The 26,133-nt window shown below is 71.5% G+C and carries 20 protein-coding genes; 9 read left to right on the plus strand and 11 right to left on the minus strand.

Annotated elements, in window-relative coordinates; all coding sequences use genetic code 11:
- Positions 1-4 precede the first annotated feature (4 nt).
- Both BLU09_RS39815 and BLU09_RS04370 read left to right on the plus strand, forming a co-directional pair.
- Positions 5-1,666 (plus strand): hypothetical protein, encoded by a 1,662-nt coding sequence (locus BLU09_RS39815; RefSeq protein ID WP_261770938.1) that lies wholly within the window; start codon positions 5-7, stop codon positions 1,664-1,666.
- Positions 1,667-1,798: 132 nt separating this feature from the next.
- Entirely contained in the window at positions 1,799-3,562 is a 1,764-nt protein-coding gene (locus tag BLU09_RS04370; protein ID WP_167371021.1) for a serine/threonine-protein kinase, read from the plus strand.
- A gap of 12 nt (positions 3,563-3,574) precedes the next feature.
- Here BLU09_RS04370 and BLU09_RS04375 read toward each other — a convergent pair whose 3' ends face one another.
- Positions 3,575-4,315 (minus strand): transglycosylase domain-containing protein, encoded by a 741-nt coding sequence (locus tag BLU09_RS04375; protein WP_171445103.1) that lies wholly within the window; start codon positions 4,313-4,315, stop codon positions 3,575-3,577.
- A gap of 85 nt (positions 4,316-4,400) precedes the next feature.
- Between BLU09_RS04375 and BLU09_RS04380 the strand changes: the two genes are divergently transcribed.
- Entirely contained in the window at positions 4,401-5,093 is a 693-nt protein-coding gene (locus BLU09_RS04380) for a ferredoxin reductase domain-containing protein (RefSeq protein ID WP_090485827.1), read from the plus strand.
- 15 nt (positions 5,094-5,108) lie between these two features.
- Here the strand turns inward: BLU09_RS04380 and BLU09_RS04385 are convergent, their stop codons facing one another.
- From BLU09_RS04385 to BLU09_RS04400, 4 genes are all read right to left on the minus strand, one after another.
- A complete protein-coding gene (locus tag BLU09_RS04385; RefSeq protein ID WP_090485829.1) occupies positions 5,109-6,752 on the minus strand; it encodes a WD40 repeat domain-containing protein in 1,644 nt (547 codons plus the stop codon).
- Positions 6,749-8,914, minus strand: a complete 2,166-nt coding sequence (locus BLU09_RS04390) for a penicillin-binding protein activator (RefSeq protein WP_186817906.1) — start codon at positions 8,912-8,914, stop codon at positions 6,749-6,751. The genes BLU09_RS04385 and BLU09_RS04390 overlap by 4 nt, the downstream gene beginning before the upstream one ends.
- A 186-nt stretch (positions 8,915-9,100) precedes the next feature.
- The gene (gene dnaJ / locus BLU09_RS04395; RefSeq protein ID WP_090485837.1) at positions 9,101-10,228 is read right to left on the minus strand and encodes a molecular chaperone DnaJ; all 1,128 of its coding nucleotides are present in this window, start codon (positions 10,226-10,228) and stop codon (positions 9,101-9,103) included.
- Positions 10,229-10,396: 168 nt separating this feature from the next.
- The gene (locus tag BLU09_RS04400) at positions 10,397-10,837 is read right to left on the minus strand and encodes a hypothetical protein (RefSeq protein ID WP_026114310.1); all 441 of its coding nucleotides are present in this window, start codon (positions 10,835-10,837) and stop codon (positions 10,397-10,399) included.
- A 158-nt stretch (positions 10,838-10,995) separates the two neighbouring features.
- On the opposite strand from BLU09_RS04400, the gene BLU09_RS04405 reads away from it, so the two are divergent.
- A complete protein-coding gene (locus tag BLU09_RS04405) occupies positions 10,996-12,759 on the plus strand; it encodes an ABC transporter ATP-binding protein (RefSeq protein WP_090485840.1) in 1,764 nt (587 codons plus the stop codon).
- Positions 12,760-12,853: 94 nt separating this feature from the next.
- Positions 12,854-13,231, plus strand: coding sequence for a hypothetical protein (locus BLU09_RS04410; protein ID WP_090485843.1), 378 nt, complete (start codon positions 12,854-12,856; stop codon positions 13,229-13,231).
- A gap of 976 nt (positions 13,232-14,207) precedes the next feature.
- Here the strand turns inward: BLU09_RS04410 and BLU09_RS39990 are convergent.
- Positions 14,208-14,828, minus strand: coding sequence for a hypothetical protein (locus BLU09_RS39990; RefSeq protein WP_306440802.1), 621 nt, complete (start codon positions 14,826-14,828; stop codon positions 14,208-14,210).
- 138 nt (positions 14,829-14,966) lie between these two features.
- Here BLU09_RS39990 and BLU09_RS04420 point away from each other — a divergent pair, with 138 nt between their 5' ends.
- Genes BLU09_RS04420 through BLU09_RS04430 form a run of 3 tightly spaced genes read left to right on the plus strand, consistent with a single transcriptional unit; the run spans position 14,967 to position 16,566 of the window.
- The gene (locus BLU09_RS04420) at positions 14,967-15,191 is read left to right on the plus strand and encodes a hypothetical protein (RefSeq protein ID WP_090485849.1); all 225 of its coding nucleotides are present in this window, start codon (positions 14,967-14,969) and stop codon (positions 15,189-15,191) included.
- A 46-nt stretch (positions 15,192-15,237) separates the two neighbouring features.
- Entirely contained in the window at positions 15,238-15,999 is a 762-nt protein-coding gene (locus BLU09_RS04425; protein WP_090487020.1) for a hypothetical protein, read from the plus strand.
- 3 nt (positions 16,000-16,002) lie between these two features.
- Positions 16,003-16,566 carry a hypothetical protein gene (locus BLU09_RS04430; protein ID WP_090485852.1) on the plus strand — a complete coding sequence of 188 codons (564 nt, stop codon included), beginning with the start codon at positions 16,003-16,005 and terminating at the stop codon, positions 16,564-16,566.
- A gap of 3 nt (positions 16,567-16,569) precedes the next feature.
- On the opposite strand, the gene BLU09_RS04435 is transcribed toward BLU09_RS04430, so the two are convergent.
- The 5 genes from BLU09_RS04435 to BLU09_RS04455 form a co-directional block, all read right to left on the minus strand.
- On the minus strand, positions 16,570-17,370 hold the full coding sequence (locus BLU09_RS04435; protein ID WP_090485855.1) for a hypothetical protein: 801 nt from the start codon (positions 17,368-17,370) through the stop codon (positions 16,570-16,572).
- Positions 17,367-18,317, minus strand: a complete 951-nt coding sequence (locus BLU09_RS04440) for a hypothetical protein (RefSeq protein ID WP_186817907.1) — start codon at positions 18,315-18,317, stop codon at positions 17,367-17,369. Before BLU09_RS04440 ends, BLU09_RS04435 begins: the two co-directional genes overlap by 4 nt.
- Position 18,318: 1 nt before the next feature.
- A complete protein-coding gene (locus tag BLU09_RS04445) occupies positions 18,319-19,857 on the minus strand; it encodes a pilus assembly protein (RefSeq protein ID WP_090485861.1) in 1,539 nt (512 codons plus the stop codon).
- A complete protein-coding gene (locus BLU09_RS04450; protein ID WP_090485864.1) occupies positions 19,836-20,645 on the minus strand; it encodes a TadE/TadG family type IV pilus assembly protein in 810 nt (269 codons plus the stop codon). Before BLU09_RS04450 ends, BLU09_RS04445 begins: the two co-directional genes overlap by 22 nt.
- Positions 20,646-20,791: 146 nt before the next feature.
- Positions 20,792-23,845, minus strand: coding sequence for a helicase-related protein (locus tag BLU09_RS04455; RefSeq protein WP_186817908.1), 3,054 nt, complete (start codon positions 23,843-23,845; stop codon positions 20,792-20,794).
- Positions 23,846-24,075: 230 nt separating this feature from the next.
- Here BLU09_RS04455 and BLU09_RS04460 point away from each other — a divergent pair, with 230 nt between their 5' ends.
- On the plus strand, positions 24,076-25,920 hold the full coding sequence (locus BLU09_RS04460; RefSeq protein WP_090485870.1) for a sensor histidine kinase: 1,845 nt from the start codon (positions 24,076-24,078) through the stop codon (positions 25,918-25,920).
- Positions 25,921-26,133: the final 213 nt, after the last annotated feature.

The following is a 26,133-nucleotide window of genomic DNA, read 5'->3' on the forward strand; positions in this document are numbered from 1 at the left end:
AGTCATGCGGAAGACCAGGATGCTCGGCGCCACGGGCACGGCGCTCGTGGCGGCGCTCGGTGCGGGCGCTTGCTACGACTTCGATGGTGCACGGCAGCGCTGCAGCGACGAGGGGCGCTGCGAGCCCAACGTCGCCGCCTGTACGCCCGTCCCCGGCGAGGACCTTCCCGACGACGCCTTCGCCGATACCGACTGTGACGGCGTGGATGGCCAGGCGGACGCGGGGCTCTTCATCGACCCCATGGACGGGGATGACGACGCGGGCGTGGGCACCCGGCTGGCACCGCTGCGCACCGTGGGCCGCGCGCTGGCGATGCTGCGCGAACTGGATGGCGGCCCGCGCCACCTGTTCCTCGCGGGCGGCGCCTACGACGAGGCGGGCCTGGTGCTGGACGTCCCCGTCTCGCTGCACGGCGGCTATGCCGGACGCAGTGGCGGTTGGCGTCGCGCCGCGAACCGCGTGGCCATGTTCGACGCCGGCACGCTGGGGTTGACGGTGCAGGGACTCCAGGACGCCGGTGTGCTGATGGAGTACGTGCAGGTCAGCGCCGCCACCGCGACCGGCCCCGGTGAGCCCTCCATCGCCGTGCGCATGGTGGACTCCTCCGGGGTCCGTCTGCGTCACGTCACCCTGGCCGCGGGCGCGGGGGGCCAGGGCGCCCCCGGCGAGGCAGGGGACACGGGCCTGGGCGGCCCCGACGGAGGCGAAGGGCAGAGTGGAGGCGTCGGCAACTCCGATACGGGCATGGGTGGGACGCCTGTCGCCATCACCTGCCCAGATGGCATCGAACCCACGGGCGGCGTGGGTGTGATTGGCAGCGGCAACGGCTCTCCTGGACGGGATGGTGGCACGGGCGGGCCCGGCGAGACGGGCGGCGCGGGTGGCGCGGGGGGGGATGCGCCAGACGCCGCGTGCTCCGGGCGTGAGTGCGTCTGCAACCCCTCCGAGGGCGAGAAGGGTCAGGGCGGCACGGACGGAGGCCCCGGTACACCGGGTGACGGCGGCACGGGCATGGGGGTGCTGCGCGACGGGACATGGATCGCCGACCAGCAAGGCGAGCCCGGCAGCGGCGGCACGGCGGGCTCCGGCGGTGGTGGCGGCGGGTCGGGTGGAAGCTGCAGAATCGACAACGTGAGCGTCGCTGGCGGCGGCGGCAGCGGCGCGGGCGGAACGGGCGGCTGTGGTGGTGCGGGTGGCGGTGGCGGTGGCGGTGGCGGCGCGTCCATCTCCCTGCTGCTCATCGGTTCCCAGGCGGCCATGGAGGAAGGCAGCGTCCTTCGCACGCTCGGTGGAGGCCCGGGTGGCGAGGGGGGCGAAGGCGGTACCGGAGGTCCCGGAGGTGAAGGCGGGCACGGCGGCAACGGCGGCGAGGTCGTACGGGACGGAGGCGTCGTCGACGGAGGCGTCATCATCCACCGGACGACCGGCGGAGCGGGCGGAGCGGGCGGTCCCGGCGGCGCGGGCGGCGCGGGCGGCGGAGGGGGGGGCGGTGGCGGTGGGCCCTCGGTGGGCGTGTGGTGTGGCCCGGGCGCGACGGTCCGCTACACGGATGGCGGCGTCACCTTCCAGGTCGGGCCGGGCGGTCCGGGCGGCGCCGGCCCCGGGCTCGAAGGGAGCACGGGCGAACGAATGCCGGACTTCAACTGCGTCAGTGCCAACCCGTAGCGTCCGTTGTCCGACGTTGGGGTGCCTGCCCGGAGGGCGCTTGCGTGCTGCGCCTGACCGCCGGCCAGGCACTCCGGGCTGGAGCACATCGCCCCACCCGGGTCCTCCTGCTACGCTGCTTCCCGGTTTGAGATGGCTTCCGAGTTGATCTGCGATACCTGCGGCCTGGCCGTACCTGCCGACACCACCGTGTGCCCACGCGATGGGACGGTGGTGCTGTCGTCGTTCGACGTGCCCCCGCGCGAGGAGCCGAACGTGGTGGTGCAGGCCTCAGAGCCGCCCGCGGCCGTGCAGCGGGACCCGCTCATCGGCTTGAAGCTGGGCGAGTACGAGCTGCGCTCGCGCATCGGCGTGGGCGGCATGGGGCTGGTGTACGAAGGCATCCAGCCGCTCATCGGCAAGCGCGTGGCGGTGAAGGTGCTGCGTCCGGAGCTGGCCCACTCCACCGAGCAGGTGGAGCGGCTGCTGGCGGAGGCCCGCGCCGTCAACGCCATCCGTCACCGGGGCATCATCGACATCTTCGGCTTCGGCCAGGTGCCGGACGGCCGGCAGTACATCGTCATGGAGTACCTGGAGGGCCAGGCGCTCGACGCGGTGCTGACGGAGAAGAACCGGCTTCCGGTGCAGGAGGCGCTGGCGCTGCTCGACGAGGTCCTGGCCGCGCTGGCCGCCGCGCACGGCGCGGGCGTGGTGCACCGCGACCTCAAGCCGAGCAACATCTTCCTGGTGCAGCAGCCGGACGGCTCGCGCTACGTGAAGGTGCTGGACTTCGGGCTCGCCAAGCGAGGCCAGGGCCCCACCGGCCGCACCGCGCAGACGCGCACGGACATGGTGGTGGGCACGCCGGAGTACATGGCGCCGGAGCAGGCGCGCGGCCAGGAAGTGGGTCCGATGACGGACCTCTACGCCCTGGGTGTCGTCACCTTTGAAATCGTCACCGGCCGCCTGCCCTTCGTGGGCAGCTCGCCAGTGGACCTGCTGATGAAGCATGTGGAGGCGCGGCCGCCTCGCCCGTCGGAGTTCGTCTCCGATTTGCCGCCCGCGCTGGACGCCTTCATCTTGCAGATGCTCACCAAGGACCCGGAGACGCGCCCCAACTCCGCGGACGCGCTGCGGCAGCAGCTCCACAAGCTGCGCCGCACCCTGCGGGCCTCCACGCGCTCCAACCCCAGCGCGCTCGCGCCCGGCTTCGAGAAGGCCGCTGCGGTGGCGGAAGTCGACTCGCGCCGTCCCACCACGCCGGTGCCGGTGCCCCCGGAGCTGAACACCGAGCTGACCTCGCAGGAGCTGCACGCCGCGGGCGTCCGCAGTCCGCTGCGCAAGCACCTGCCGCTGGTGGGTGCCGTGGGCTTCGCCGTGCTGCTGCTCGCGGGCGCCGCCGCGGTCGTCATCCGCGGCGCGAAGGCCCCCGCGCTCGTGCCGCCGTCCATCACGCCGCAGCAAGCCGCGGCGCCGGAGCAGGCCGCTGCGGTCACGCCACAGCAAGCCGCGGCGGCGGAGCAGGCCGCTGCGACGCCCCCGCCTCCCGCCGAGCCAGCGCAAGCGCCCGTGGAGGAAGTGCCGCTTCAGCCCCTGGTCGTCGCCGCCGTCGCGCCGGCTCCGCCGGACGGCGTGGAGCGTCCGCCGCCGGCCCCGCGCGCCGAGAACACCCGCGTCGCGCCGCCTCGCCCCCTGAAGGCCTCCGCCCCCACGCTGGAGGACATCCTCCAGAGCATCAACCGGCTGGAGCGCCGGGTGGACCGGCTGGAGACGAGCGGGAAGATTGACGCCCCCAAGGCCAACGCCGCGCGCAACCTGCTGGCGAAGTACCGCGACGACGCGCGGGCCGACACCAGCGCCCCCGCCCGCATCGACCTGCTCAAGAAGGTGACGGGCGTGGCGGGGATGATTCGCTGACCCGCGCCTGACTCAGCGCGCGCAGGCCAGCGGCTGGGCCATGGCGTTGCGCGCGCGGTCCTCGCTCACCAACCGCCACGCCGCCAGGTCCTCCAGCAACCGATTGCGGTCCTGCCGGAGCACCGTGGGGTTCTTGCAAATCTTGATGCCGTAGTAATCGGAGTACGGGGGCAGCGCGAGTTGCAGCTCGGCGAGTTCCTCCAGCTTCAACTCGCTCAGCTCACGGCCAAAGAGCGCCAGGGCCGCGTCCTCCACGCCGACGATGCCGCGCTCGAAGTAGATGATGGACAGGTCGTACGCGATGAGCTGGTCCTTCTGCATGAAGGTGTGGATGCGGTGCGCGGCCACCGACCGCTCACGCGTGCCCTCGATGCCCAGCGCGGCGGCGATGCGCATGGCCAGGACGCGCTCACACGCCCCGTCTCCCGGCGGCGACGTGCCCACGGTGGCGCCCAGGAACAGACGCCAGGCCCACGCGGGCCCGTCCTCGCGTGGCGTCTGGAAGTACCGGGGGCACTCCAGGTGGCGGATGTACAGGGCCACCAGGTCCTTGGGCAGCTTGGAGAAGTCCGGCCGCACGAAGGTGATGGGGCGCGGGTTGCGCTGGGACTGCCCCGCCCGGAGGCTCATCCGCTCGCCTTCGATGCTGTGCTTGAGCTGCTTCTCCACGTCGAATTCGCTCTCCAGCGGCGGCAGCTTGCTCGCCGTGTAGAGGTACGTCAGCGGAATCACCACGCCGGCCAGGCCCAGCATGAACAAGATTGTCCAGAGCAGACTCTTCACCCCCTCAGGCTACCAGGGGGCGGCACGCGCCGGGCGCGTAGGTTAAAACCCCGACATGCCCGACTGGCACCCGGCCACCGTCACTGACAGTGCACCCGCCGCAGATGGCCTCACCGACCTCGTGCTGGACGTACAGGGCACGCCCCTGGCCGGAACCCATGAGCGGCCCGGCCAATACGTCCACCTGCGCCTGCCTGGTGTGGGACAGGGGCTCTTTGCCATCGCCTCCCCGCCCGGCCGCCCGGGGACGCAGTGGGAGTTCCTCCTCAAGGTGGGCAGCCCACTGTCCGACGCCCTCATCCACCTGCCCCGGGGCGCCCACGTCGACGTGTCACGGCCAGAGGGACGAGGCTTCCCGCTGGAGCGCGCCCGTGGCCAGGACGTGCTCCTGTTCGCCACCGGCTCCGGCATCTCCGCCATCCGCTCCGTCATCACCAGCATCCAGTTGGAGCGCGGCGCCTACCGCCAGGTGACGCTCTACTTCGGCGCGCGCACACCGGGCGCCTTCGCCTACACGGACGAACTCCACGAGTGGGAAGCCGGCGGGGTGCGCGTGGTGCGCACCGTCAGCCAGCCCGGCGCCAGCGGCTGGCAGGGCCTCACGGGCTATGTGCAGGCCCACCTGGGCGAAGGGCCCGTGCAGGCCGCGGTGGCCTTCCTCTGCGGGCAGAAGGAGATGGTGCGGGGCGTGATGACGACGCTCCAGGCCCGCGGCATGCCCGCGGGTGACATCCACCTCAACTTCTGAGCGGTGGCGTGAGAACTACGGAGCGACGGACGCGCCGGCCGTGCCCGGCCCCTGCACGGTGGGCGATTCATAGCCCACGTCCAGCAGCACCGCCGCCGGGTCGCTGTCCCCGTCGCGGCTGGCCACCTGGGGCGTCCACGCGGCCACGCCCAGCCAGCGCCCATCCGGGCTGAAGCGCACGCGCCGCACGGACCAGTCGAAGCGGTGCTCGCCGCGCGCGTCCGCGTCACCTTCGGTGAACAGGTACACGCGCTTGTCCCAGCCGCCGCTGGCCAGCGAGCGCCCGTCCGGGGAGATGGCCGCGGTGGCCACCACGCCCCGGTGCACCGGCCACTTCGCCAGCACCTGGCCGGACTGCGCGTCCACCAGCGCGCCCGCGTTGAAGGGGCCCTGCGGCTCCTCCACGCCCTTGCGCTCGCGCTCGTACACGCCGCGGTCGCGCTCCGGCTTCTGCTCCGACAGGCCCACCCCCAGCCGCTGGCCGCGCGCGTCCACGGTGACGTCGCTCACGTAGGCCGGGAAGGGAAACTCCGAGCGACGCGCGAGCACCAGCGCGTCCACCGTCACCGCGCCCTCGGGCGGGCCGCCCTTCAGCGACAGCACGGCCTCCTGCGTGACTTCGTCGAAGGCCACGTCCACCCGTTCGGAGAAGGGCGCGCCCAGCACGCCCTGGGTGCCCTGCGGCACGCACGCGTCGCAGATGGCGACGTCCACGCCCTCCACCCGCATGGACTTGAAGCGCAGGGACTGGGCCGGCGCCAGCCGCGCGGCGATGGTGCCCAGCGGCCCCGGCACGTTGACCGTCTCCTTCAGGAAGGGCACGTCGATGCCCGCCGCGGCGGCCGCCTCGCTGGTGAGCACCAGCGCGGGCGCGCGCGCATCCAGCGCGAAGGACAGCGGCGCCTTGTCATTCACCGTGCCGCCCAGCACCACGGAGCCGGCGCGCCGCTCGAAGCGCATGCGCGCCTGTCCCGGCCGCAGCCCCTCCACGGAGGTGCGCCAGGCCCGCACGTGCTTGTCCCAGCCGCCCGAATACAGCGTCCCGTCCGGCGCGAAGGCCAGCGCCGTCACCGGCCCCAGGTGTCCGCGCTCCTCGGAGCCGTACTCCAGCGCGGGCGCCGACAGCACCGTCATCAGGCCCTTGTAGCTGCCCACCACCAGCCACTGCCCTTCCGGGTGGAAGGCCACCACGGACAGCGGCTCCTCGGTGCGGCGCTCCGCCACGAGCACGCCGGTGGCCGCGTCGAAGAGGCGCACCACGCTGTCCTTGCCCGCGGTGGCCACGCGCGTGCCATCCGGGGAGAAGGCCACGCCCTCCACGTCGAACTCGTAGGGGTTGATGGCCGGGTCCGCCAGCATCGTCGGCTCGGCGGAGCCCAGCTCCCAGACGGAGAGGAAGTAGGACTTGCTGCCCAGGCGCGAGTACGCCACCCGGGCGCCTCGGGGCGCGAAGGCCAGGCCCCAGATGAAGTCCTTGTTGTTGAGGACGGCCTTGCGCCCAAGGCCCGAGGCGCTACCGGACACCCAGGTGCCCGGCTCCGACGCCAGCCGGGCGCTCAGCTCCGGGGACACCCGAGGAGGCGCGTGTGCACAGCCACCACCGCCCACCGCCACCACCCCGCCCGCCAGCAGTGCGAACGCCCCCCTCGCGAACTTCATGTCCCTGAGCCTCCTGACGCCGAGGCGGCCTTCTGCCGCTCCTTCTCGACGTTGATTTCCGTGACGCCCTTGTTGTCGATGGACAACAGGAACAGCTGCTTCACCGCCTCGCGCTTCTCGTTGAAGGACGTGCGCCCGGTGGCCCCGTCGAAGTTCTTCAGGTTGGCCATCGCGTCACGCATCTGCGCGCGCGTGCGCGGTGCATCCTTCTGCTCCATGAGCTGCCGCAACATCCGACCGGAGTCGTAGCCAATGGCCTCCAGCAGACCCGGGTCCCGCCCCGTCTCCGCCCGGTAGGCCTCGCGGTACTGCTCCACGAAGCGGCGAGTGGCCGGGCGCTGCGAGTCCACGAAGAAGCCGTCCACGAACACCGAGCAGGTGACGAACTTGCCGCCGCGCTCCACCAGCTCCGGCAGCCCCGAGCGGCCCTTGGGGCTGCTCCACTGGTTGGCGCCGAAGAGCGTCACCGTCTTCAGCTCCTTCTTGCCCGTCGTCTTGCGGATGCGCTCCAAATCACGCGGGTCGCACGCGTTGGTGACGATGTCTTCCACCGCCAGCGCGGGCGCCACCAAGCTGACGCGGCGCCAGTCATCCGGCATGAAGATGGCGTCGAAGTCGATGATGGGCTCCACGCCGCTCTTCACCTTCTCCATCGCCTTGCGGCGGCGGAAGGCGTCCAGGTTCTCCCCCTGCACGTCGCGCACGCCCTCGATGTAGTCGCCGCGGTCATCCAGGTAGTAGCGGCCCACCAGCTTCTTGGCCTCGGTGGTGAAGGTCGTCTGGTCGTGCGAATAGCGCTCCGCCCCGCGCACGCCGCCGCCCCGCGCCACCACCTGATCCCAGAAGGCATCCGCCAGCTCCACGCCGTAGGGGATGTTCGGGTACAGCAGCGCGAAGCGCTTGTAGCCCTTCACGTTCATCGCGTAGTCGGCGATGGCCTCCGCCTGCGCCGCGTTGGTGAGCATGTTGCGGAAGACGTAGCTGCCCAACTCGGTGATGCCGTCCTGCCGGCTCATGGTCAGCAGCGGCACCTGAAGCTCCTCGGCCACCAGCGCCGCGCGCTTCGAGTCATCCGCCAGCAGGGGCCCCAGCACGGCGATGGCGCCGTCGTCGAAGGCCAGCTGCTCCATGGCCTGACCCGTCTTGTTGACGTCGCCCTGCGTGTCCTTCACCACCAGCTCCACGCCGCTGCCTTCCAGCCCCAGTTGGATGCCGCGCAGCACCGCCTCGCCAATGGGCTGGTAGCGGCCCGTCATGGGCAGCAGCACGCCCACCGTGCGGGGGCGGGCCTCCACCCGGCGCGTGGCGCGGGCCAGCAGCTCGCGGGCCTGCGGCGCGAAGGCGTGGCCGGGCGCCTGGGCGAGGAAACGGTTCAGCGTCTCCTCCAGCCGCGTCCAGTCCCGCAGGTGGTAGTAGACGCGCGCCAGCTTGAAGGTGATGACGGGCCACGCCGGGTTGGACGGCGACAGGCCCTCCGCCACGCGGGCGATGTCCACGAAGGCCGCGCGGCCCTCCACCAGCGCCTCCACCTTGGCCACCGCGGCGGCCTGCGCCTGCGCGCCCTGGGCCTGGCCCGCCTCGTCCACCGCCATCTGCAGCGCCTGCCCGTAGAGGCCGGCGCCCTCCGCGGCGCGAGCGGCCTCGTTGAGCAGCTGGGTACGCTCGGCGCCACTGGCGCGCTCGGCGAGGCTGGAGAGCGTCTGGTACGCGTCGCGGTAGGCGCCCACCTCCATCGCGGAGATGGCCAGCTTGTGCTTGGCGTCATCCGCCCGCGAATGGAGCGGGTTCTCGAAGAGCAGCTCGTTGAAGCTCTTGCGCGCGTTGACGAAGTCCCTGGACTCGAAGAAGAGGACACCGGCCTGATAGAGCGCGTCCTGGCCCGCGGTGGTGGCGGGATACGCCTTGCGCACCGACAGGTAGGCCTCCGCGGCCTTCTTCTTGTCCGGGGTGGCGCTGGCCGTCTGGGACGCCTGCGCCAGCGCCGCGTCGGCGGTGGGGTCCTTCTTCGCCTCCACCGAAGGACGCGTGGGGAACGGGTCTCCCGAAGGCAGGTCCCCGCCGGTGTCACCTCCGGAGGGCGTGCGGGTGGACCGGGGGCAGGCCGTCAGCAGCAGGGCCAGGGCGATGACGAGCGAGCGGCGCAGGGTGGGCAGGACATCCATGGCAGGGCCGTGCATAGCAGTGGGGTGCGCCCCCGTCGACACCCGAGCGGGGGGAAGATTCCACTGCCAGGATCCGCTGTTTTGCAGTGCCCGTGCCCACGGCGGCCTGCCGCGCCGCGGCGCCCGCCTGCCCACCAGGCGCGGCACGGAAGCCGCGCTTTCGCGGCCCCGCGCCCGCAACCGTCGTCAGCCGAACAGCTCCTTCACCTTGGCGATGAAGCTCTTCGACTGCGGGTGCGACTCCTCGCCGGAGGCCTCCGCGAACTTCTCCAGCAGCTCGCGCTGCTTCGACGACAGCTCGGTGGGCGTCTCCACCACGACGCGCACGTGCTGATCTCCCCGCTGCTGGCTGTGCAGGTGGGGGATGCCCTTGCCCTTGAGCCGGAACACCTTACCGGACTGGGTGCCGTTGGGGACGGTCATCTTCACCTTGCCGTCCAGCGTGGGGACGTCGATTTTCGCGCCCAGCGCCGCCTGAGTGAAGGAGATGGGCACCTCGCAGAAGACCTCGTACTCCTCGCGCTGGAAGAGCGGGTGCTCCTTCACGATGACGGTGACGTAGAGGTCACCCGGCGGACCGCCCCGGTCTCCAGGCTCGCCCATGCCGGACAGCCGCACGCGCGTGCCGTTGTCCACGCCGCCCGGGATGGCCACCTCGATGACCTCCTCGGAGGGCACCTTGCCCGAGCCCTTGCAGCGCGTGCACGGGTCCGGCACCACCGCGCCCGTGCCGCCGCAGTCACCGCAGGGCCGGGACACCGCGAAGAAGCCCTGGGTGTAGCGCAGCTCGCCGCTGCCGCCGCACGCCGAGCAGGGCCGGGGCCCGGTGTTGCTCTTGCTGCCAGAGCCGGAGCAGGTGTCGCACTTCTTCGGCCGGGGAATGGTCACCTTGGGCCGGCAGCCGAAGGCCGCTTCCTCGAAGGTGATTTCCAGGTTGTAGCGCAGGTCCGCGCCACGCGAGCTCGTCCGCCGCCCACCCCGGCCACCGCCGAAGATGTCGCCGAAAATCTCGCCGAAGATGTCGTTGATGTTGACGCCCTGGAACCCGCCCCCGGCGCCACCAAAGCCCTCGAAGGGGTTGCCCGCGTGCCCGAAGCGGTCGTACTTCGCCCGCCGTTCAGGGTCGCTCAGCACCTCATAGGCTTCCGAGGCCTCCTTGAACTTCTCCTCGGCGTCCGAGTTCCCCGGATTGCGATCCGGGTGGTACTGCAGCGCCACCTTGCGGAACGCGCTCTTGAGCTCCTGCGCGGAGACAGATTTCTGGACGCCCAGGACCTCGTAGTAGTCGCGTTTCTGACCCGCCGCCGCTGACATTGATTACAACCCCTGGAATTTGCTGTGCTTTTTTGCGCTGCGTAAAATCTTGAGTCACTATAACGCAGCGAAACGCACCGGCAATCCAGCGGGGACACGCGCCGCCCGCGCCCACCCGGTGCCGGGCGGGCATCCGGGCGGGTGGCGTGGCGGGAAGAGAGGAAGCCGTCAGACGGTCCACACGCGGTTGGCCGTCAGCTCCATCCGGGCCAGCCTGCGCTTGAGTCCGGGGTCCACCGCGCCCGTCGCGGCCCACTTGGGCACCACGAAGTGGAGCTCCGCGTTGTACAGCTTCGCGGCGCTGGCCAGGAGGCTCCAGCGGTTCTCCGCCGTGGGCTCGTCCACCATGTGCGGGGTGACGATTTCCAGGATGATGGGCGTGCGAGCCGAATCCGACTGCCGACAGGTGAAGTCGGGGCGATGGTCCTCGATGGTCCCCGACAGGATGGGAGGAGGCATGAACCCGGGGAGGCGCGCCTTGATGTCCGTGTAACCGATGGTGCGGAAGTACTCGGCCATCAGCCACAGGAGCCGCCGGCGCTCCTCGTCCTCCACCACCGGCTCACAGCCCGGATTGAACAGGGCCTCTTTTTCGTTATTGGTTTCCATGGCTCCCCTGAACCTGTCCGCAGGGTTGAAGGTGGGCAATGGAACTGGCCCGGGCGCTGCAAGCGCCCGGTGGCAGGGCAGCCGACAGGGCACCAGCCCCCGAAACCCGGTAGCCTTGGACCTTCTGGCGACTCAGTGACAGAGTCCGCCGCCGAACAGTGGCTCCCCGTCCTTCTCCTCACGTCTATCGTCGGCTCCTCGGCTACCTCCGCCCGTACCGGCTGCTGCTCGCCGCGGGTGTCGGCGCGTCCGTGGCCGCGGCCATCGCCACGTCCGCCTATGCCTGGGTGGTGGGCCCCCTGCTGCGCGCGCTGCTCACCCACGAGCCCGTCACCGTCGCCGGGGTATCCCTGCCGGGAGACGCCCTGCTCAAGCGGCTGCCCCTGCTCGTCGTGGCCGTGGCCATCGTGAAGGCCACCGCGCAGTTCCTCCAGGGCGGGCTGATGCAGCGGCTGGGGCAGCGCGTGATGGCGGACCTGCGCGGGTTCCTCTACGGACGGCTGCTCGGCCAGCCGCCCGCGTTCTTCGAGCGGCGGCACTCCGGCGAGCTGCTGGCGCGCTTCACCGCGGACGTGCCCCTGGTCGAGTTCTCCGTGACGCAGGCGCTCACGTCCTACGTGAAGGACGGGCTGCAGATCATCGCGCTGCTCGCCACCTGCTTCTTCATCGACAAGACGCTGTTCCTCTTCACCTTCGTCGTCGTGCCGGTGACGGTGCTGCCCATCAACCGCTTCGCGCGCTCACTGAAGAAGGTGGCCACGCGCTCGCAGGAGCGGCTGGGCTCGCTGACGGCGCTCACCGCCGAGCAGCTCCAGAACCTGCCCGTGGTGCAGGCCTTCCGCGGACAGCCGCGGGCGCTGGAGGCCTTCGAGGTGGAGGCGGACAAGTACCTGGGGGAGATGCGCCGCTCGCTCTTCCTGCGTGGCGCGGTGAGCCCCACGGTGGAGCTCCTGGGCATCGCCGGCGTGGCCATGGCGGTGGCCTGGGGCGCGCGCGCGGTGGCGGCGGACCCCGCGTTGGCGGGGCGGCTGCTCTCCTTCATGGCCGCCGCGTTGCTGCTGTACCAGCCCGTGAAGTCGCTCAGCGGCACGCTGTCACAGGTGCTGACGGGCATGGCCGCCGCGGAGCGCCTCTTCGCCTTGGCGGACGAGCCGGCCGCGCCGGACGTGGGCGACGCCGCCGGGCCGCTGTCGCGCGAGCTGAGGCTGGAAGGCGTGCGGGCCACCTACGCGGACGGACGCGAGGCGCTGCGCGGGGTGGACCTGGTAGTGCCCGCTGGCGCGCGCGTGGCGCTGGTGGGGCCCTCCGGCGCGGGCAAGACGACGCTGTTCTCCGTGCTGCTGGGCTTCTTGCCCACGTCGGGCGGACAGGTGCTGTGGGACGGGGCGCCGCTGACGGCGCTCCAGCCGTCCAGCGTGCGCGGCCAGGTGGCGTGGGTGCCCCAGGAGCCAGTGCTCTTCTCCGGCACCGTGCGGCACAACCTCCGCCTGGGCCGGCCCGAGGCGACGGACGAGGAGCTGTGGGAAGCGCTGCGGCTGGCGCACGCGGACGACTTCGTCCGCTCGCTTCCCGGTGGCCTGGATGAGTTGGTGGGCGAGCGCGGCGGCCGGTTGTCCGGCGGACAGCGGCAGCGGCTGGTGCTGGCGCGGGCCTTCCTGTGCCGGCCGTCGGTGCTGCTGCTGGACGAGCCCACCAGCGCGCTCGACGCGGCGAGCGAGGCCGCGGTGGGGGAAGGCCTGGTCGCCCTGATGAAGGGGCGCACGGTGCTCGTCATCGCGCACCGGCTGTCCACGGTGCGTGACGCGGACCTGATTGCCGTGGTGGAGGCCGGCCGCGTGGTGGAGGCCGGCACCCACGCGGAACTGCTCGCCCTGCGGGGCCGGTACACGCAGCTCCTGGGCGAAGGCGCCGTCGCGGCGTGAAGGCGGCGCGCGGCCCTGGCTGATGCCGGACACCCCTCCCGCTTCCGGCCTTGCACCTCCACCGTCGCTCTGCCAGCGTCCCTGGCTGACTTCGATGCGTCCCCGGGAGCCCCTGTCCCTCAACGCCCTGCTGCTCGTCCCCGCCCTGGCGCTCGCGGCCCTGGCGTGTGTGGCGGTGTCAGCTCGGCAGGGCCCCCTGGCCACCGCAGCCACCCTGACGCTGCTGCTGCTCCCCATCGTCTTCCGGTTGTGGACACGCACCTGGTACCGCGGGCTCGTGCTGCGCGGTGTGGGCGTCTTCCTGATGGGCATGCACGTGCCCCTGCTGCTGGCCGGCGTCCTCGCCTATGGCCGCATCGGTTGCAGCGGCGGCGGGTGTCCCAAGCTCTACCTGCTGGGTGTGCTCGTCTCTCCCGTCGCAGGGGTGCTGGCGAGCGTCATCTACTGGCTCGTGGGTCGTCCCCCGGTCTAATTTCACAGGCTTAACCGGAGAGACTACTCTCTCCTGAAATGCTCGTTCCGCTCCGGCTTCGTCTCGCGCCCGGCCTGGCCGTGGCGCTGGCCGTGCCCATCACAGTGTTCGTGTGGTGCTTCACACTGGGTCCCCTGCTGGAGGGGATGGCCGGGGTGTCGCACGCATTCCAGGCGGCCGGGCCATTCGCCGCGCTGGTGGCGCTGGCGCTGGCGCTGGAGGTGCCGCTGCTGTCCCTGGCGCTGGTCGGCTCCGGCATGGAGCGGCGGGTGCCCTTGTCCGCGATGCTGGGACTGGCCACGTTGCCGTGGATGCTGGGGTTGATGGGCACCGAGGTCCTGATGGACCGGGTGCTGGTCTCCCTGCCCCGGCTGGACACGGTGGAGGCGGGCTTGGTGCTGGCGACCAGCACGGGAGAGGCCATGGCGCCGCGGCTGCTGGGCGCCTGGACGAGCACCGCGCTGCTGCTGGGGCTGGCGCTGGGACTGGCGCTGGCGCACTTCGGCCCCACGGGCTTCCGGGAGGCCGCGGGCCCCCGCAACCGCGGACTGTTGCTGGCCAGCGGCGTCTCCGCGGCCCTGGCCTCGGTGGCCATGGTGGGCGCGCTCGAGGCCCGCCACCTGCTGAGCTTCCTCACCAGCCTGGCGCGGATGCCGGACGCGGAGCGCTCGGAGTTGATCGCCACGGGGCTTGCCGCGACGGCGAACCTGCGCGCGCTGCGGTGGACGTGCACCGGGGTGCTGGCGGTGCTGGGACTGACGCTGCTGATGGCCCGGCGCGTCGGGGAAGACGCCCACACGCCGCTGGGCTGGTCCGCCCGGCTGGTGCCCGCCACCGCGGTGGCCGTGCTGCTGGTGCTGGATGCGCAGCCGGTGAACTCCGCCACGGAACACCCGCCGGTGGCCATTCCCGCCGAACACGGCGAGGGCCCCTCGGGGAGCATGCCGCAGCCGCCCTCCGGAGACGTGAGCCCCGCTCAGCCCATCAAGATGAACGCCAGCATCCCGAACCCCACCAGCAACCCCAGGGCGAGCACCAGCAGCATCGTCATGCCCTCACCGGGCCGCACCACCGGAGGCGTGACATCCTCCACCACCGCCACCGCAGCGGGCGGCACGTCGAAGACGGCGGCCTGAGCCGTCGTCACGACGGGCGCCTCCACGGCGGGCAGCGTGGGCTCCGAGGGACGGACAAGGCCGCCCTTCATCTCCAGGCCCTCGCGCGCCAGCGCCAGCACCCGCTGCATGTGGAGCAGGTAGCGGTCCTGTCCCGTGTACGTGCCCATGGCGAGCGCGGCGCGCATCAGCCGCTGCGGCACGAGCTCCGGGTCCGTCTGGACCACCGCCGCGGCCGTGGGCTTGCCGCCGCCGCGCTCCAGGTAGCCGGTGCGCACGCCCTCACCGCTGGCCCACACGTAGTGGTCCTCCAGCAGCGTGAGCTCCTGCCGGCGCACGCGCCCCTCTGAATCCACCAGGGACATCAGCTCCGCGCCGTCCGGGCACAGGTGCCAGACGGTGCGCAGCCCATTCTCGCCGGGCGGGCCTTCCACCGCGTGGACGCGATAGAGCGCCTGCACCGCGGTCTTCAACGTTTCCACGGAGGTTTCTGCCATGTCTGAACGAAGACTAGGTGCGAAGGTCCCAAAACGAAAGACGACCCACCGCCCGTCTGCCTGTCGGCCCCGCTCCTCTCGCACCTGGAGCCTCCCTACTGTTCACACCAGGAGGATTGAGCCATGGCCATCACCCTTCCGGATGAGCCCATCGAGACGCCCTTCGAGGTCCCCGCCAACCGCCCCGAAGTCACGGACGAGCCCACCGACGCCTTCATGAAGGCGCAGGTGAGCTGGGATGGCTGGGCCGCGCACGGAGGCGGCCACGTCCCGGAAGACTACGCGTGGACCTCCAATCCCAAGGAGCGCCAGGACGAGCTGATGGGCGAATGGCCCGCCGGGTCATGAAGCCGCGTGCGCCCGCCCGTCCGCTGTGCTTAGCGTGCCTGCCCACATGAGCCGCTCCCGCGACAGAGGTGATGACTTCCACCGCCACTTCGAGGGCGCCCAGACGCTCGACGGCCTGCTGGACCTGGCCGGCAGCGGGCTGGACAGCGCCCAGGTCCTCGAACGCATGCGGGACGCCCGCGCCGATGGCACGCCCCCCAGCGACGTCATCCCCGCGCTGTTCGACGAGGAGCCGCGCTTCCCCTCCCCCGAAATCGCCCGGCGCCTGTACCAGAACCTGCTGGGCCTCTGGGATTTGGTGGCGGAGGGAAAACACGTGCGGCTGGAAGACGAGGCCCGCCCGCCCCGCCCGAAGAAGGTGAAGGCCCCCGCGCCCGCGCCCTTCCACCCGGGGACGCCCACGGGCGAATTCGTGGAGGCCGCCTGGCGTTATTTGGAGGACGACGAGAAGACGCGCACGCGCTTCACCCATGCCTTCGAAAACCGGCAGGACGCGCTGCTGGGCGCGCTTGACGCGGCGGCGCTCACGGACGAAGGATATGGCGTCGCCCGCCACCTGCTCCTCGAGCTGTACGCCATGTTGGAGCTGGGCTGGCCGCCGGGACTCACGTCCATCAAGCCGGCGGTGCTGGAGGCGGACACGGATGCCCCGCCAGTGCCTCAGCCGCTGAAGGACTACGCGGACGAGGCGCTCTTCGAGGCGGAGCAGGACGAGGAGCAGCCCCTGTCCTCCCAGGAACTGGAGGTGGTGCGGCGCCTCGTCCATCGCGGACTGGCGGCGCTGTGGGGCGCTCGCAAGGAGAGATGAAGGATGGCCAAGGACAGGGACGACAACGGCGGCGGCGGCTTCTCCGGCAAGCGCAACAAGAGCTGGCGCGAAATCGACGCGGGGCGCGGCAAGGGCAGCAAGTACGCCTCCCGCCAGGATGACCCCGCGCAGCAGAAGCTGGAGCGCAGCGCGAGCTACCAGAAGTACAAGGCCGCCGCGGACGCGCTCTTCACCGGCGGCGAGCTGCCGGAGGGGCTGGCGAAGACGTTCGACCCCGAGGGCAAGCGCAAGGCCCAGAAGCAGGCCATGCAGAAGGTCACCGAGTCCGAGACGCGCGCCGACTGGGTGAAGGCCGTGGTGGACTACCTGGAGAAGTACCCGGAGCTGCCCGAGGACGCGTACTTCCTCGACAGCCTGCTGGACCACCCGCGCGAGCGCATCGTCGACAAGGCGCTGGCGAAGCTGGAGGTGCTCGGGGAGGAAGGCAAGCTGAAGACCAAGGTGCCGCAGAGCCTGGACCAGCGCCTGAAGTCCGTCGAGCTGACGAGCATGGATCCCGACATGCAGGGCCGCGCCAAGGCGCTGCGCGAGAAGCTGCGCGCCTGAGCTTCAGCGCACGACGGCGGCGGGCCCAGGCGGCGGCGGTGGCACGCTCCGTCCGCCGCGGTACACCAGCACCACGGCCCGCTGGTTCCCCTCGCCCGGCTCGTGCACCACGCGCAGCTCCTCGCCCGCGCGCACGTAGAAGGACGTCTCCCCCTCCTCCAGCCTCCAGCCCGCGCGCGTGAGCGCCTGGGCGTAGAAGGCGTCCACGGCCTCGCCGGACAATGGGACGTGGAAGGCGAGCGTGCGTGAGCTCTCGCTGTTGACGCGCAACACCTGGCTGGCCTGGGGCGGCATGGGCGCGAAGTCCCCCGCCGCCGCCGGGTCCCTGCGCAGGGCGTGATTGGCCTCACCGAGGTACATCATCGTGGTGCGGTCCGGCCGCGGCTGGAAGATGACGGTGTAGGTGATGCCCCGGTGGCCGTCGATGGCGGTGAGCATCACCGCGCCGCTGGCGAGCTGCGGCTGCTCGTGGCCCGGTGGCAGGTGCAGGCCCGCCTGGATGAAGGCGTCCGCGAAGCGCTGCACCAGGTCATCCATCCGCTCCTTCGCGTGCACGGCGCGCAGCGCGACGGGGATGCCCCCTGCCTCGACGATTTCGTTCGACTCGACGGTGTCGATGACCTGCACGCGGGGCCAGGCGAAGCGCGGCCGCGCGGGAGGCTCGGGCTGTGCCGGGGGCGCGGCGGGTGCCTTGCCCGCCGAGCCCTGTGCGGCCACGGGTGCCTTCGCCGCCGTGCCCTGGGCCACCACCGGCGCCGCGCCGAGCAGGGACGCCGTGACGAGCAGCCCCCGGCGCCACGTCACCGCGGCACCCCGAGCCAGTGGTTCGCGCGGCCCACCTTGTACGAGCGGATGTTGGGCGCGTCGAAGGGCGTCACCTCCCAGCGCGTCTGGCCGCCGGCGTGCGTGGAGCCGAGGTTCTCCTCGTAGTTGTCCTCCTCGCCGCGGAAGCTCATGAAGAACTGGTCTTCATTGACGCCGGTCGCGCCGGTAATCGCCGCGAGCGCGGAGCCGGCGTTACCCGCCGCACCGTTGGCCCGGTACACGCGCTGCGCCCACTCGTAGTAGTCCAGGTTGGCGCACCGGCGCGCGCCGTTGACGTTGAGCGCGCAGGCCCGGCCCTCCTCCACGCCGCCCAGCCCCCAGTCATCCAGCAGCATGCCGAAGCGCGCCGTGCAGCGGCCGCCCGAGGCGCGCCCGGCGGCGCACACCGTGAAGGCATCGGCGGCCCGGCGCTGGGACACCTTGAAGAACCCCTCCCGGCCATTCTCCAGATAGCGGCCAATCCGGACGCCGCGAATGCTCGAGGACGCGGTGCACCCCATGCCCTGCGTCCCCATGGCGATGGTGCCGGCCAGGTCCGGGTCGGCATCCGCCATGGCGAGGCCGCGCACGGTGCCCGGCAGCTCCGGGCGGCAATCCACCTGGATGGGCTGCGCGCGGGCAATGGCCTGCTGGACGGCCACGCCCGTGCGGCCCATGCGCTGACGTCCGTCGAAGTCCGCGTAGCGGCCATTGGCCTCCGCCTCGGCGGCGAGCACCGTGCCCCGTCGGCCCCACTCGTTGTCCTGCGGGTCGTGCATCACCCGGCCGGTGGCGTTCCACATCGCGAAGTTGGCGGCCTCCTGCACCTTGAGCGTCAGCGCGCCCACCTCGGCGAAGTAGATGCCGAACAGCAGGATGGTGACGAACACCATCACCCCCAGCGCCGTCTCCACCAGCGACTGGCCTCGTGCATGGCGAACCCGCATGTCAGTAGCCCCTGTCGCCGGGGCCACCGCCCCGGTAGCCCACGGAGTGCAGCTCTCGCAGCGCCCGCGCATGACCGGAGAAGCCGGCGGCGGACAGGCTGTCCGCGGGCCGGTCATCCCGGGCGCCCTCCGCGCTCACCAGCGTGGCGCGCCAGAAGGGGTTGAGGAAGTTGGGAGGCTCGCGCCAGCCGCCGCCCTGCGCCGCGGGCCGGGGCCGGTGGTAGTAGACCATGCCGGCGGAGAGGGCCACCTGGTTGCGGTGCACGTCCTCGCGGCCCGTGGGGCGGATGCGGCCCAGCGGGCTGCTGTTGTCGAACTCTGTTTCAGTCCCCGCGAAGCGGAAGCGGAAGAAGAGGTTCCATGGGTCCGGGCGGGCCCGGCGCTCCGCGCTCGCGTAGTCCCGGTACAGCATGCTGTACAGCTTGGGCTGGCCGTAGTGGTTGGACGCGCCCGCGTGCAGTTCGTCCACGTTGTAGCCAACGGAGTAGGGCCAGATGCCGGGGCACACCGAGCACGCGCCCAGCGTGTGCGTCTCGTAGGTTGGCTTGCCGTCCTCCGGCGCCTGGCCCGGGGGCATGCGCGCGCCGTAGACGTGCTGGTCCTCGTGCGTCTGCTCCTCATCGGACATCACCCACGCATCCGTCGCGATGGGCGGAAGCGTCGGCGCTCGGGTGCAGCGCGTGGGGATGACGACGCGCCCGTGGTCATGCGCCGTCGAGTTGCGGCCCGAGACGGTGTGGTACGTCGCGGGGTCCATCTGCGACACCGAGCCGTAGCGGCGAAAGCTGGTGGAGATGGCGGCGCCGCCGGTGCCGAAGCCGGCGGTGCCTCCCGGACGGTTGTGGACCCACGTCCACCCCATGCTCCCCATGGTGGCGTTGAGCGCGGGGGTGCCGCCGCCCGAAGGGCAGAGCGCGCCGTCCCCCACGCCGCAGCCATAGGTGCCCGCCTTGATGGACTGGATGACGGCGTCGCGCTCCGGGACGTCGTTGCCACCATTGAGCTCGGAGAAGCTCTTGGCCGCGCCAGCGGACGGCGCGCGGAGCTCCGAGTTGACCGCCTGCGCGACACGCCGGGTGAGCTCCTGCTCCGCGATGTGCTCGCTCAGGAGCTTGCCGTAGATGTTGAGCCCGGCCTGGAACAGGTTGCCGGCCCGCCCCTGGAGCTGCTGCACCTGCACGGCGGCGGCCGCGTCCGCGGCGAACCACACCGGCGGCGGGATGGAGCCGGGGCAGGCCACGTCGTGCGCCGCGTATTCCTGGCTGCTGTGGCTGATGAGCGACTGGGTGCCGGCCATGGCCACCATGTGCGCCACCTGGGCGCGGTTCATCACCGAGATGGCGTTGAAGGCGCGCGCCGTGGCCACCGCCTGGCTGTAGGCGGCCGCGTCGGCGGCCATCTGGATTTCGACGCGCTCCTTGGCGCGCATGCCGAAACCCAGTGTCATCAGCACCATCAACGTCAGCAGCAGCAGCGTCAGCGCGAACAGCACCAGCGCCTGGCCTCGCCGCGAGTGCCTCACGAGCCGTGGAGATTGCACGCGGGACCTCCCATGAAGTACTCGGACATGACGGGCGTCATCATTCGCATGGCCGCGTTGACCTGGATGGGGAACACGAAGTGTCCCTGGTCGCTCCAGCGCACCATGCGCGTGCCCAAATCACCGCCGGGCCAGCCGTCGCGCCCCAGCGTGGCGCTCGTCTCGCCCCACCACGCGGAGCGGCGCTGCACTGGCATCAGCGGGTTGGCCGCCGTGTAGCGCCGGAGCCGGAAGTGGGCCAGCAGCATGCGGCTCATCACCCAGTTCGCGAAGGGGACGCGCATGTAGTACCAGGCCACCATGCGTATCTCCAACGTGCGGGCCCGCAGCGCCGCCGCGTTGTCCGTGGGCTGATCAAAGAGCAGGTCCTCGCCCCCCGTCAGCTCCTGCGCCCAGCCGGCATCCGGTGACTCCCGGACGATTTCAATCAACGGCTCGTTGAAGTCGCGCCCGTAGGAGTTGCGCACCCGGAATTGGTTGTGACGGCGGGGGGAAAAGGCCGCCGCCAGGGTTGCCGAGCTGTCCGTGCGCGCCACCGTGGGCAGCATGGTCACCAGCGCCGCGTGCATCATCGGCAGGCAGTTGCCGTGGTTGATGCTGCCCGCGCGCACCGCCCGGTATGCCGCCACCTGCGCCAGGATGCGGGCCTGGAGCATCATGAAGAGCTGCAGTGTCCCCAGGACAAGGAACACCACCAGCGGAAGGGTCAGCGCCGCTTCCACCGCGGCCTGTCCCGACTGACGTCGTGTGCGTGGGGTGCCTCGGTGGATCATACGAGCCTCCACCATCCTATTTCTCGTTGATTGAGGAATCGGTCAAATGGCCCGGCGTCCTGAAGACGCGCGATTTCACTAGGAGAACAAAATCAGCAATTCTTGAAGTCCCAGCAAATACGACATGGCGCGTCAACAAGCGGACATTGGGCGGGGCGCCTTCAGCGGTTGAGGACGAAGCCGCAGGCGGAGTCGAGCACCACCTTGGCACCCGCCAGCGCGTCCAGCAGCCGGGCGTAGTGGGTGCGCTCCGCGTCCAGTTGCGCCTCCACGGCCTCGGTGGAGAGGCCCTGGTGCCCCAGGGACAGGCGCAGGCGGGCCACGGCGGCGTCGCGCTCGGCTTCAATGGCCTTGCGCGCCCGGGTGGCCAGCTTCGCCAGCTCCGCCTCGGCGGCCTTCTGGCCCACGGGCACCGCCGCGTCCACGAAGTCCGCGAAGCCGGGGAAGGCAAGCGACACCTCGTCGCCCTTGAGTGACTTCCCTTCCTTCTCCAGCGCGGGCAGCAGCGTGGGGTCGGACTTGGGCTTGCCGCCCGCCTCCACCACCGCGACGTGCACCAACGTGCGCTCCAGGAAGCGCGCCAGCTGGCGGCTGGGCACGCGGGCTCCCGGGGACGTGTCCTCCGGCTCCGGCAACTGGACGTGGAAGAGCAGCTCCACGCCGCGTCCCTTCTGGGGTCCACGCCGCTCGATGAAGCGGAAGGCGCTGCGCCCGTAGGGGCCGTCACGCAGGAAGCCGAAGAGCGCCTCCACCAGCGGGTGGCCGGTGGCGAAGTACTCCAGCTCCTCCGCCTCCACCGCGGTGTCGCGCCAGAAGGTGCCCAGCTGCGTGCGGTCCTCCATCACGTCGATGCCCGGCAGTCCGTCCACCTTCAGCGCGTGGCCGAACTGGAAGGCCACCTGGAAGGCCTCCACCTGCTCGTCGGTGTCCACGCCGATGCCCACCCGGCGCGCCAGCTCCGTCACCGTCTCCTCCAGCCGCTCGTCCAGGTCGCGCGCGATGCCCCACAGGCCATCCTCCACGCCGGACGCCTCCGCCTCGCCGTCCTCGTCCTCCTCGTCGGCCTCGATGCCCATGCGCTCCTGGGCACGCTTCACCAGGCGCTCCACCGCGGGCCGGTCGAAGCTGCGCACGTCCAGCAGCGGGTCATACGCGCGCTTCACCTGCGCGCGCGCCGCCTCCACTCGGGCCTTCAGCTCCTGCGCGTAGGCCATGCGGGCCTCGCGCGGCATCAGCGCCAGCTCGGCCAGCCGCGCCTCCACCTCTTCCAGCACCGCGTCCAGGCCGCCCACCGTCTCGCCGAAGACGCCCACCGCGTCCGCCAGCAGCATCAGCACGTCGGAGGCCAGCGTGCCCGCCGGGTCGAAGACGTGAATCTCCACCGGGTGCGTCTGACCGATGCGGTCCAGGCGGCCAATGCGCTGCTCCACCGTGGCCGGGCTCCAGGGCAGGTCGTAGTGCACCAGGTGGTGCGCGAACTGGAAGTTGCGGCCCTCGCCGCCCACCTCCGTGCACAGCAGCACCTTGGGCCCTTCCGGGTCGCGGAAGCGCGCCACCTGCCGGTCGCGCTCCACCAGGGGCAAGTCACCGTGGTAGCCCAGCGCCTCCACGCCCTCGCGGCCCAGCTCGGCCTGGAGCGCGTCCAGCGTGTCGCGGCTCTCCGTGAAGACGAGCACCTTCGCCCCAGGCTCCGACTTCCAGACGCCGCGCAGCACGCCCAGGAAGGCGCCGAACTTCGCGTCGCGCGACGGCAGCCGCAGCGCGTCCGCATGCCCCTTGAACACGGGGTTGGCCCGCACCGCGCCCGCGAAGGCGGCGGGGCTGGACTCCAGCCGGCGCAGCACGTTGCCCAGCGGCGCGCCGCGCAGGCTGGCCCCGGCGAGCACCGCCAGCGCGGCGTCGCGGACCTTCAGCTCCTCGGCGGGCAGCGTCACCGGGTGGCGGTGCAGCCGGCGCGTGGAGAAGCCGCCCACCACCGCGCGGCGGTTGCGCACCAGCCGGTCGCTGAGGCTGTACGTCTCCGACAGGTGTTGCAGCAGCGCGTCCCGGTCCTTCAGCGAGGACAGCTTCGCGTCCTCGGGGAAGCGCTTCGCCAGCGCCTGCACCGCGGCGGACGGCTTGCCGCCCTCCATCAGCGCGCGCACCGCGGCGGACAGCTCCTCCTGACGCTTGAGGCGCTCCTCGAAGCCCGCGACGGAGGGCGCCGTGGCCGCGTCGATGAGGGTGAGCAGGCCGTGGTACTCCGCCGGGTCCAACTGCATGGGCGTGGCGGTGAGCAGCAACAGGCCCCACGTGTTCTTCGCCAGCACCTGCGCGGCCTCGAAGGCGCGCTCGCCCTTGAGGTGGTGCGCCTCGTCGATGATGACCAAATCCCAGAAGGCGTCCTCACCGGCCAGCGCGCGGCGGTGCTCCTCGCTGCGCTGAAGCAACTCCAGGCTGGTCACCACCAGGGGGAAGCGCGCCCAGGGGGACACCTCTGGCGCTTCCCTCAGGGACTGCGCATAGCGGTCCGAATCCATCAGCGTGAAGAGCTGGTTGAACTTGTGGAACAGCTCCACCAGCCACTGCACGGTGAGGTGGCTGGGCGCCACCACCAGGCAGCGGCGCGCCAGTCCGGACAGGCGCAGCGCGCTGAACACCATGCCCGCCTCAATCGTCTTGCCCAGGCCCACCTCGTCCGCCAGCACGAAGCGAGGCCGGCTGGCGGACAACACGCGCTGCACCACGCCCACTTGGTGCGGCTTCACCATGATGCGGCTGGCCAGCAGCGCGCCCAGCGCGTCGCAGCGGCGCTCGTCGTCCAGCACCAGCGCCTGCTTGCGCAGCGTGAAGGCCCGCGCCTCGCCCACGCGGCCCTCGCGCAGGGTGGACAGCAGGTCGGAGCGGGGCGGCAGCGCGCGCAGCGAGGACTCGGGGAGCTCGTCCTCCTCGTCGTTCTCCACGTAGCGCAGCACGTAGCGGCGCAGGCCGCGCGCCCCCGGCTCCTCGCGCACCACCAGCGCCAGGCGGCCCTTGTAGGTGATGACCGGCTCGCCTGGAGGCAGCGGGTACTGCACCAGGGCTCCGCCCTTGGTGGACACCAGCACCGGGGCGTCTTCCCGAGCGGGAAAGGCGACGAGCGCCTTGGCGCCCTCCTCCTGCAGCGACAACAGATGCCCCACACCCCATTCGGGCTGTGGGAGGTAACGGACCTTCGAACCTTCGACGAGAGACATGGAGCGTCCGCTCATAACCCCCTGTCCGGGCGAAGGCCATTCCATGACGGCTTCCCGTGACGGCCTTTCGTTGGACGAAGCGCCCTCCGGAGGCCCGCACCGCACCGCCCGAGCGCCCCTGGGGTGGACCCACCCCGTCCACCAGGACGATGTCTTCCAGCAGGCAGACTGGGTGATGCTTTCCTCACCGACGGCACGCCCGGAAGGGTGCCTTGGGGGGGAGTCACCACATGATGCGCCGTTGGACGTTCGCCCAGCGAGTGAGCGCCGGCCTGTCCGCCTGCCTGTTCGCCGGGTTGCTGCTGCTCGCGACGCTGCTGTCCGCCGTCTACGCGCAAGCCAGCATGCCCCCGGGCCACGGCGCCCTGCCCCAGGCCGTCCTGGCGGGGCTGCTGGGTCTGGCCTGCGTGGCGGCGCTGGGCTTCGTGCTCCACCGCGCGCTGGCGCCGCTGCATGCGCGCCACCAATGCAGCGAGCAGCACCTGCAGCTCCTCATGGACGGAGTGACGGACTATGCGCTGTGCTTCCTGGACCGGCACGGCCGGGTGACGGCATGGAACGCGGGCGCCGAGCGCCTCACGGGCTGGTCCGAGGTGGAGCTCGCCGGACGCGACGCGGACCGCATCTACCCGGTGGACGAGGTGGCCGCGGGCGTGCCCCGCGCGCACCGTGAGCGGGCCGCGCGCGAGGGGCGCCTGCTGGCGGAGGGCTGGCGGGTGCGCCGCGATGGCAGCCGCTTCTGGGCGGAGACGCTGCTCACCGCGCTGTACGACGCGCACGGGCGGCTGCGCGGCTTCGTGAAGGTGACACGCGACATCACCGAGCGCCGCCGGATGGAGCGGGCCCAGGCGCTCTTCGCGGAAGCCGGCCGCGTGCTCCAGCCGCTGTCAGGCGCGCGCGAAGTGGGCGAGGCCCTCACCCGGCTGTGCGTGCCCGAGGTGGCCGACGCCTGCATCCTCTTCCTCCCCTCCGAGGACGGCAGGGTGCGTCCGCACGCGGTGGCCTGCGAGGACATCGCCGCCACCCACCGCATGTGGGAGCCGCTGCTGCGCTGTCCGGAGGATGGCGAGGTGGGCCCCTCCCGCGTGGTGCGCACGGGCCGCAGCGAGCTGCTCCCGGAGCTGGACGGCGCCCGTCTCCCGCCGGCGCTGGAAGGCAGCGCACACGGCGAGCTGCTGTGCGCGCTGGGCGTGACGTCCGCCCTCACGGTGCCGCTGGCGGTGGGCTCCCGCGTGCTGGGCGCGCTGTGCCTGCTGTCCACCGGCACGCACCGCCGCTTCGGCGAGGTGGACCGGGCCTTCATGGAGGAGCTGGCCGCGCGCGCCGCGCTCGCGCTCGACAACGCCCGGCTGCTGGCACAGGCGCAGGACGCGCTGGAGCTCATCGGCATCGCCGCGCATGACCTGGGCAACCCACTCAGCTCGCTCCAGCTGCGGCTGCGGCGCCTGTCCATGCAGAGCGCCGGCACCTCCGACACGCGGCTGCGAGAAGGTCTGGCCGGAGCCGAGGGCGAAACGCGGCGCCTGGGCCGGCTGGTGCACAACCTCCTGGACCTGTCCCGCCTGTCAGCGGGCCGCATGGTGCTGGACACGGAGCCGCTGGACCTGGCGCACCTGGTGCGCGAGGTGGTGGAGCGCCACCGCGACCAGGCCAGCGCCGCGGGCTGCGCCCTCAGCATCCACGTGGAGGAAGGCGCCACCGGCCAGTGGGACCGGCAGCGCCTGGACCGCGTCGTCACCAACCTGCTGAGCAACGCCCTCAAGTTCGGCCGCGGCCACCCCGTGGAGCTGCGCGTCCAGGCCGACACCCGCTGCGTCCGCCTGGCCATCCGGGACGGCGGCATCGGCATTGGCGTGGAAGCACAGCAGCGCCTGTTCCGCCGATTCCAGCGCGTCCATGCCGACGGGCAGCACCCCGGCACCGGCTTGGGGCTCTACATCGTCCGCCAGCTCGTCGAGGCCCACGGGGGCACCATCCACGTCCAGAGTCGAACCGGGGAAGGCTCGGAATTCACAATTGAGCTTCCCCGCAGGACAAACAAGGAATCCTGCTCAGTGAATGAAGTGCAGGTATGACCCTGTGGGTGAGGCAGCCCTGCGGGGCAGGCTTTCATCTCCTTGAAAACACAGCAGGTTTGACTCCAGGCGGATTGTTTTCCCAGAAGTTGAACAAATCTGTTCGTTGCAGATAATCTTCGTACGGCTAAAAAGACCCGAACCGGGGAAACCCGGAAACGGGAGAGGCCCGGCCCACACCGCCCCACAGGCGACGGGTGACACGGCCCACTG

Source organism: Myxococcus virescens, from assembly GCF_900101905.1.
GTDB lineage: Bacteria > Myxococcota > Myxococcia > Myxococcales > Myxococcaceae > Myxococcus > Myxococcus virescens.

Coding starts and splice junctions, on each gene's coding strand:
- BLU09_RS39815 (WP_261770938.1), top strand. CDS start 5: ATGCGGAAGACCAGGATGCTCGGCGCCACGGGCACGGCGCTCGTGGCG.
- BLU09_RS04370 (WP_167371021.1), top strand. CDS start 1,799: ATGGCTTCCGAGTTGATCTGCGATACCTGCGGCCTGGCCGTACCTGCC.
- BLU09_RS04425 (WP_090487020.1), top strand. CDS start 15,238: ATGAGCCGCTCCCGCGACAGAGGTGATGACTTCCACCGCCACTTCGAG.
- BLU09_RS04460 (WP_090485870.1), top strand. CDS start 24,076: ATGATGCGCCGTTGGACGTTCGCCCAGCGAGTGAGCGCCGGCCTGTCC.
- BLU09_RS04420 (WP_090485849.1), top strand. CDS start 14,967: ATGGCCATCACCCTTCCGGATGAGCCCATCGAGACGCCCTTCGAGGTC.
- BLU09_RS04385 (WP_090485829.1), bottom strand. CDS start 6,752: ATGAAGTTCGCGAGGGGGGCGTTCGCACTGCTGGCGGGCGGGGTGGTG.
- dnaJ (WP_090485837.1), bottom strand. CDS start 10,228: ATGTCAGCGGCGGCGGGTCAGAAACGCGACTACTACGAGGTCCTGGGC.
- BLU09_RS04440 (WP_186817907.1), bottom strand. CDS start 18,317: ATGCGGGTTCGCCATGCACGAGGCCAGTCGCTGGTGGAGACGGCGCTG.
- BLU09_RS04410 (WP_090485843.1), top strand. CDS start 12,854: ATGCGTCCCCGGGAGCCCCTGTCCCTCAACGCCCTGCTGCTCGTCCCC.
- BLU09_RS04450 (WP_090485864.1), bottom strand. CDS start 20,645: ATGGTGGAGGCTCGTATGATCCACCGAGGCACCCCACGCACACGACGT.
- BLU09_RS04380 (WP_090485827.1), top strand. CDS start 4,401: ATGCCCGACTGGCACCCGGCCACCGTCACTGACAGTGCACCCGCCGCA.
- BLU09_RS04400 (WP_026114310.1), bottom strand. CDS start 10,837: ATGGAAACCAATAACGAAAAAGAGGCCCTGTTCAATCCGGGCTGTGAG.
- BLU09_RS04430 (WP_090485852.1), top strand. CDS start 16,003: ATGGCCAAGGACAGGGACGACAACGGCGGCGGCGGCTTCTCCGGCAAG.
- BLU09_RS04390 (WP_186817906.1), bottom strand. CDS start 8,914: ATGGATGTCCTGCCCACCCTGCGCCGCTCGCTCGTCATCGCCCTGGCC.
- BLU09_RS04375 (WP_171445103.1), bottom strand. CDS start 4,315: ATGCTGGGCCTGGCCGGCGTGGTGATTCCGCTGACGTACCTCTACACG.
- BLU09_RS04455 (WP_186817908.1), bottom strand. CDS start 23,845: ATGTCTCTCGTCGAAGGTTCGAAGGTCCGTTACCTCCCACAGCCCGAA.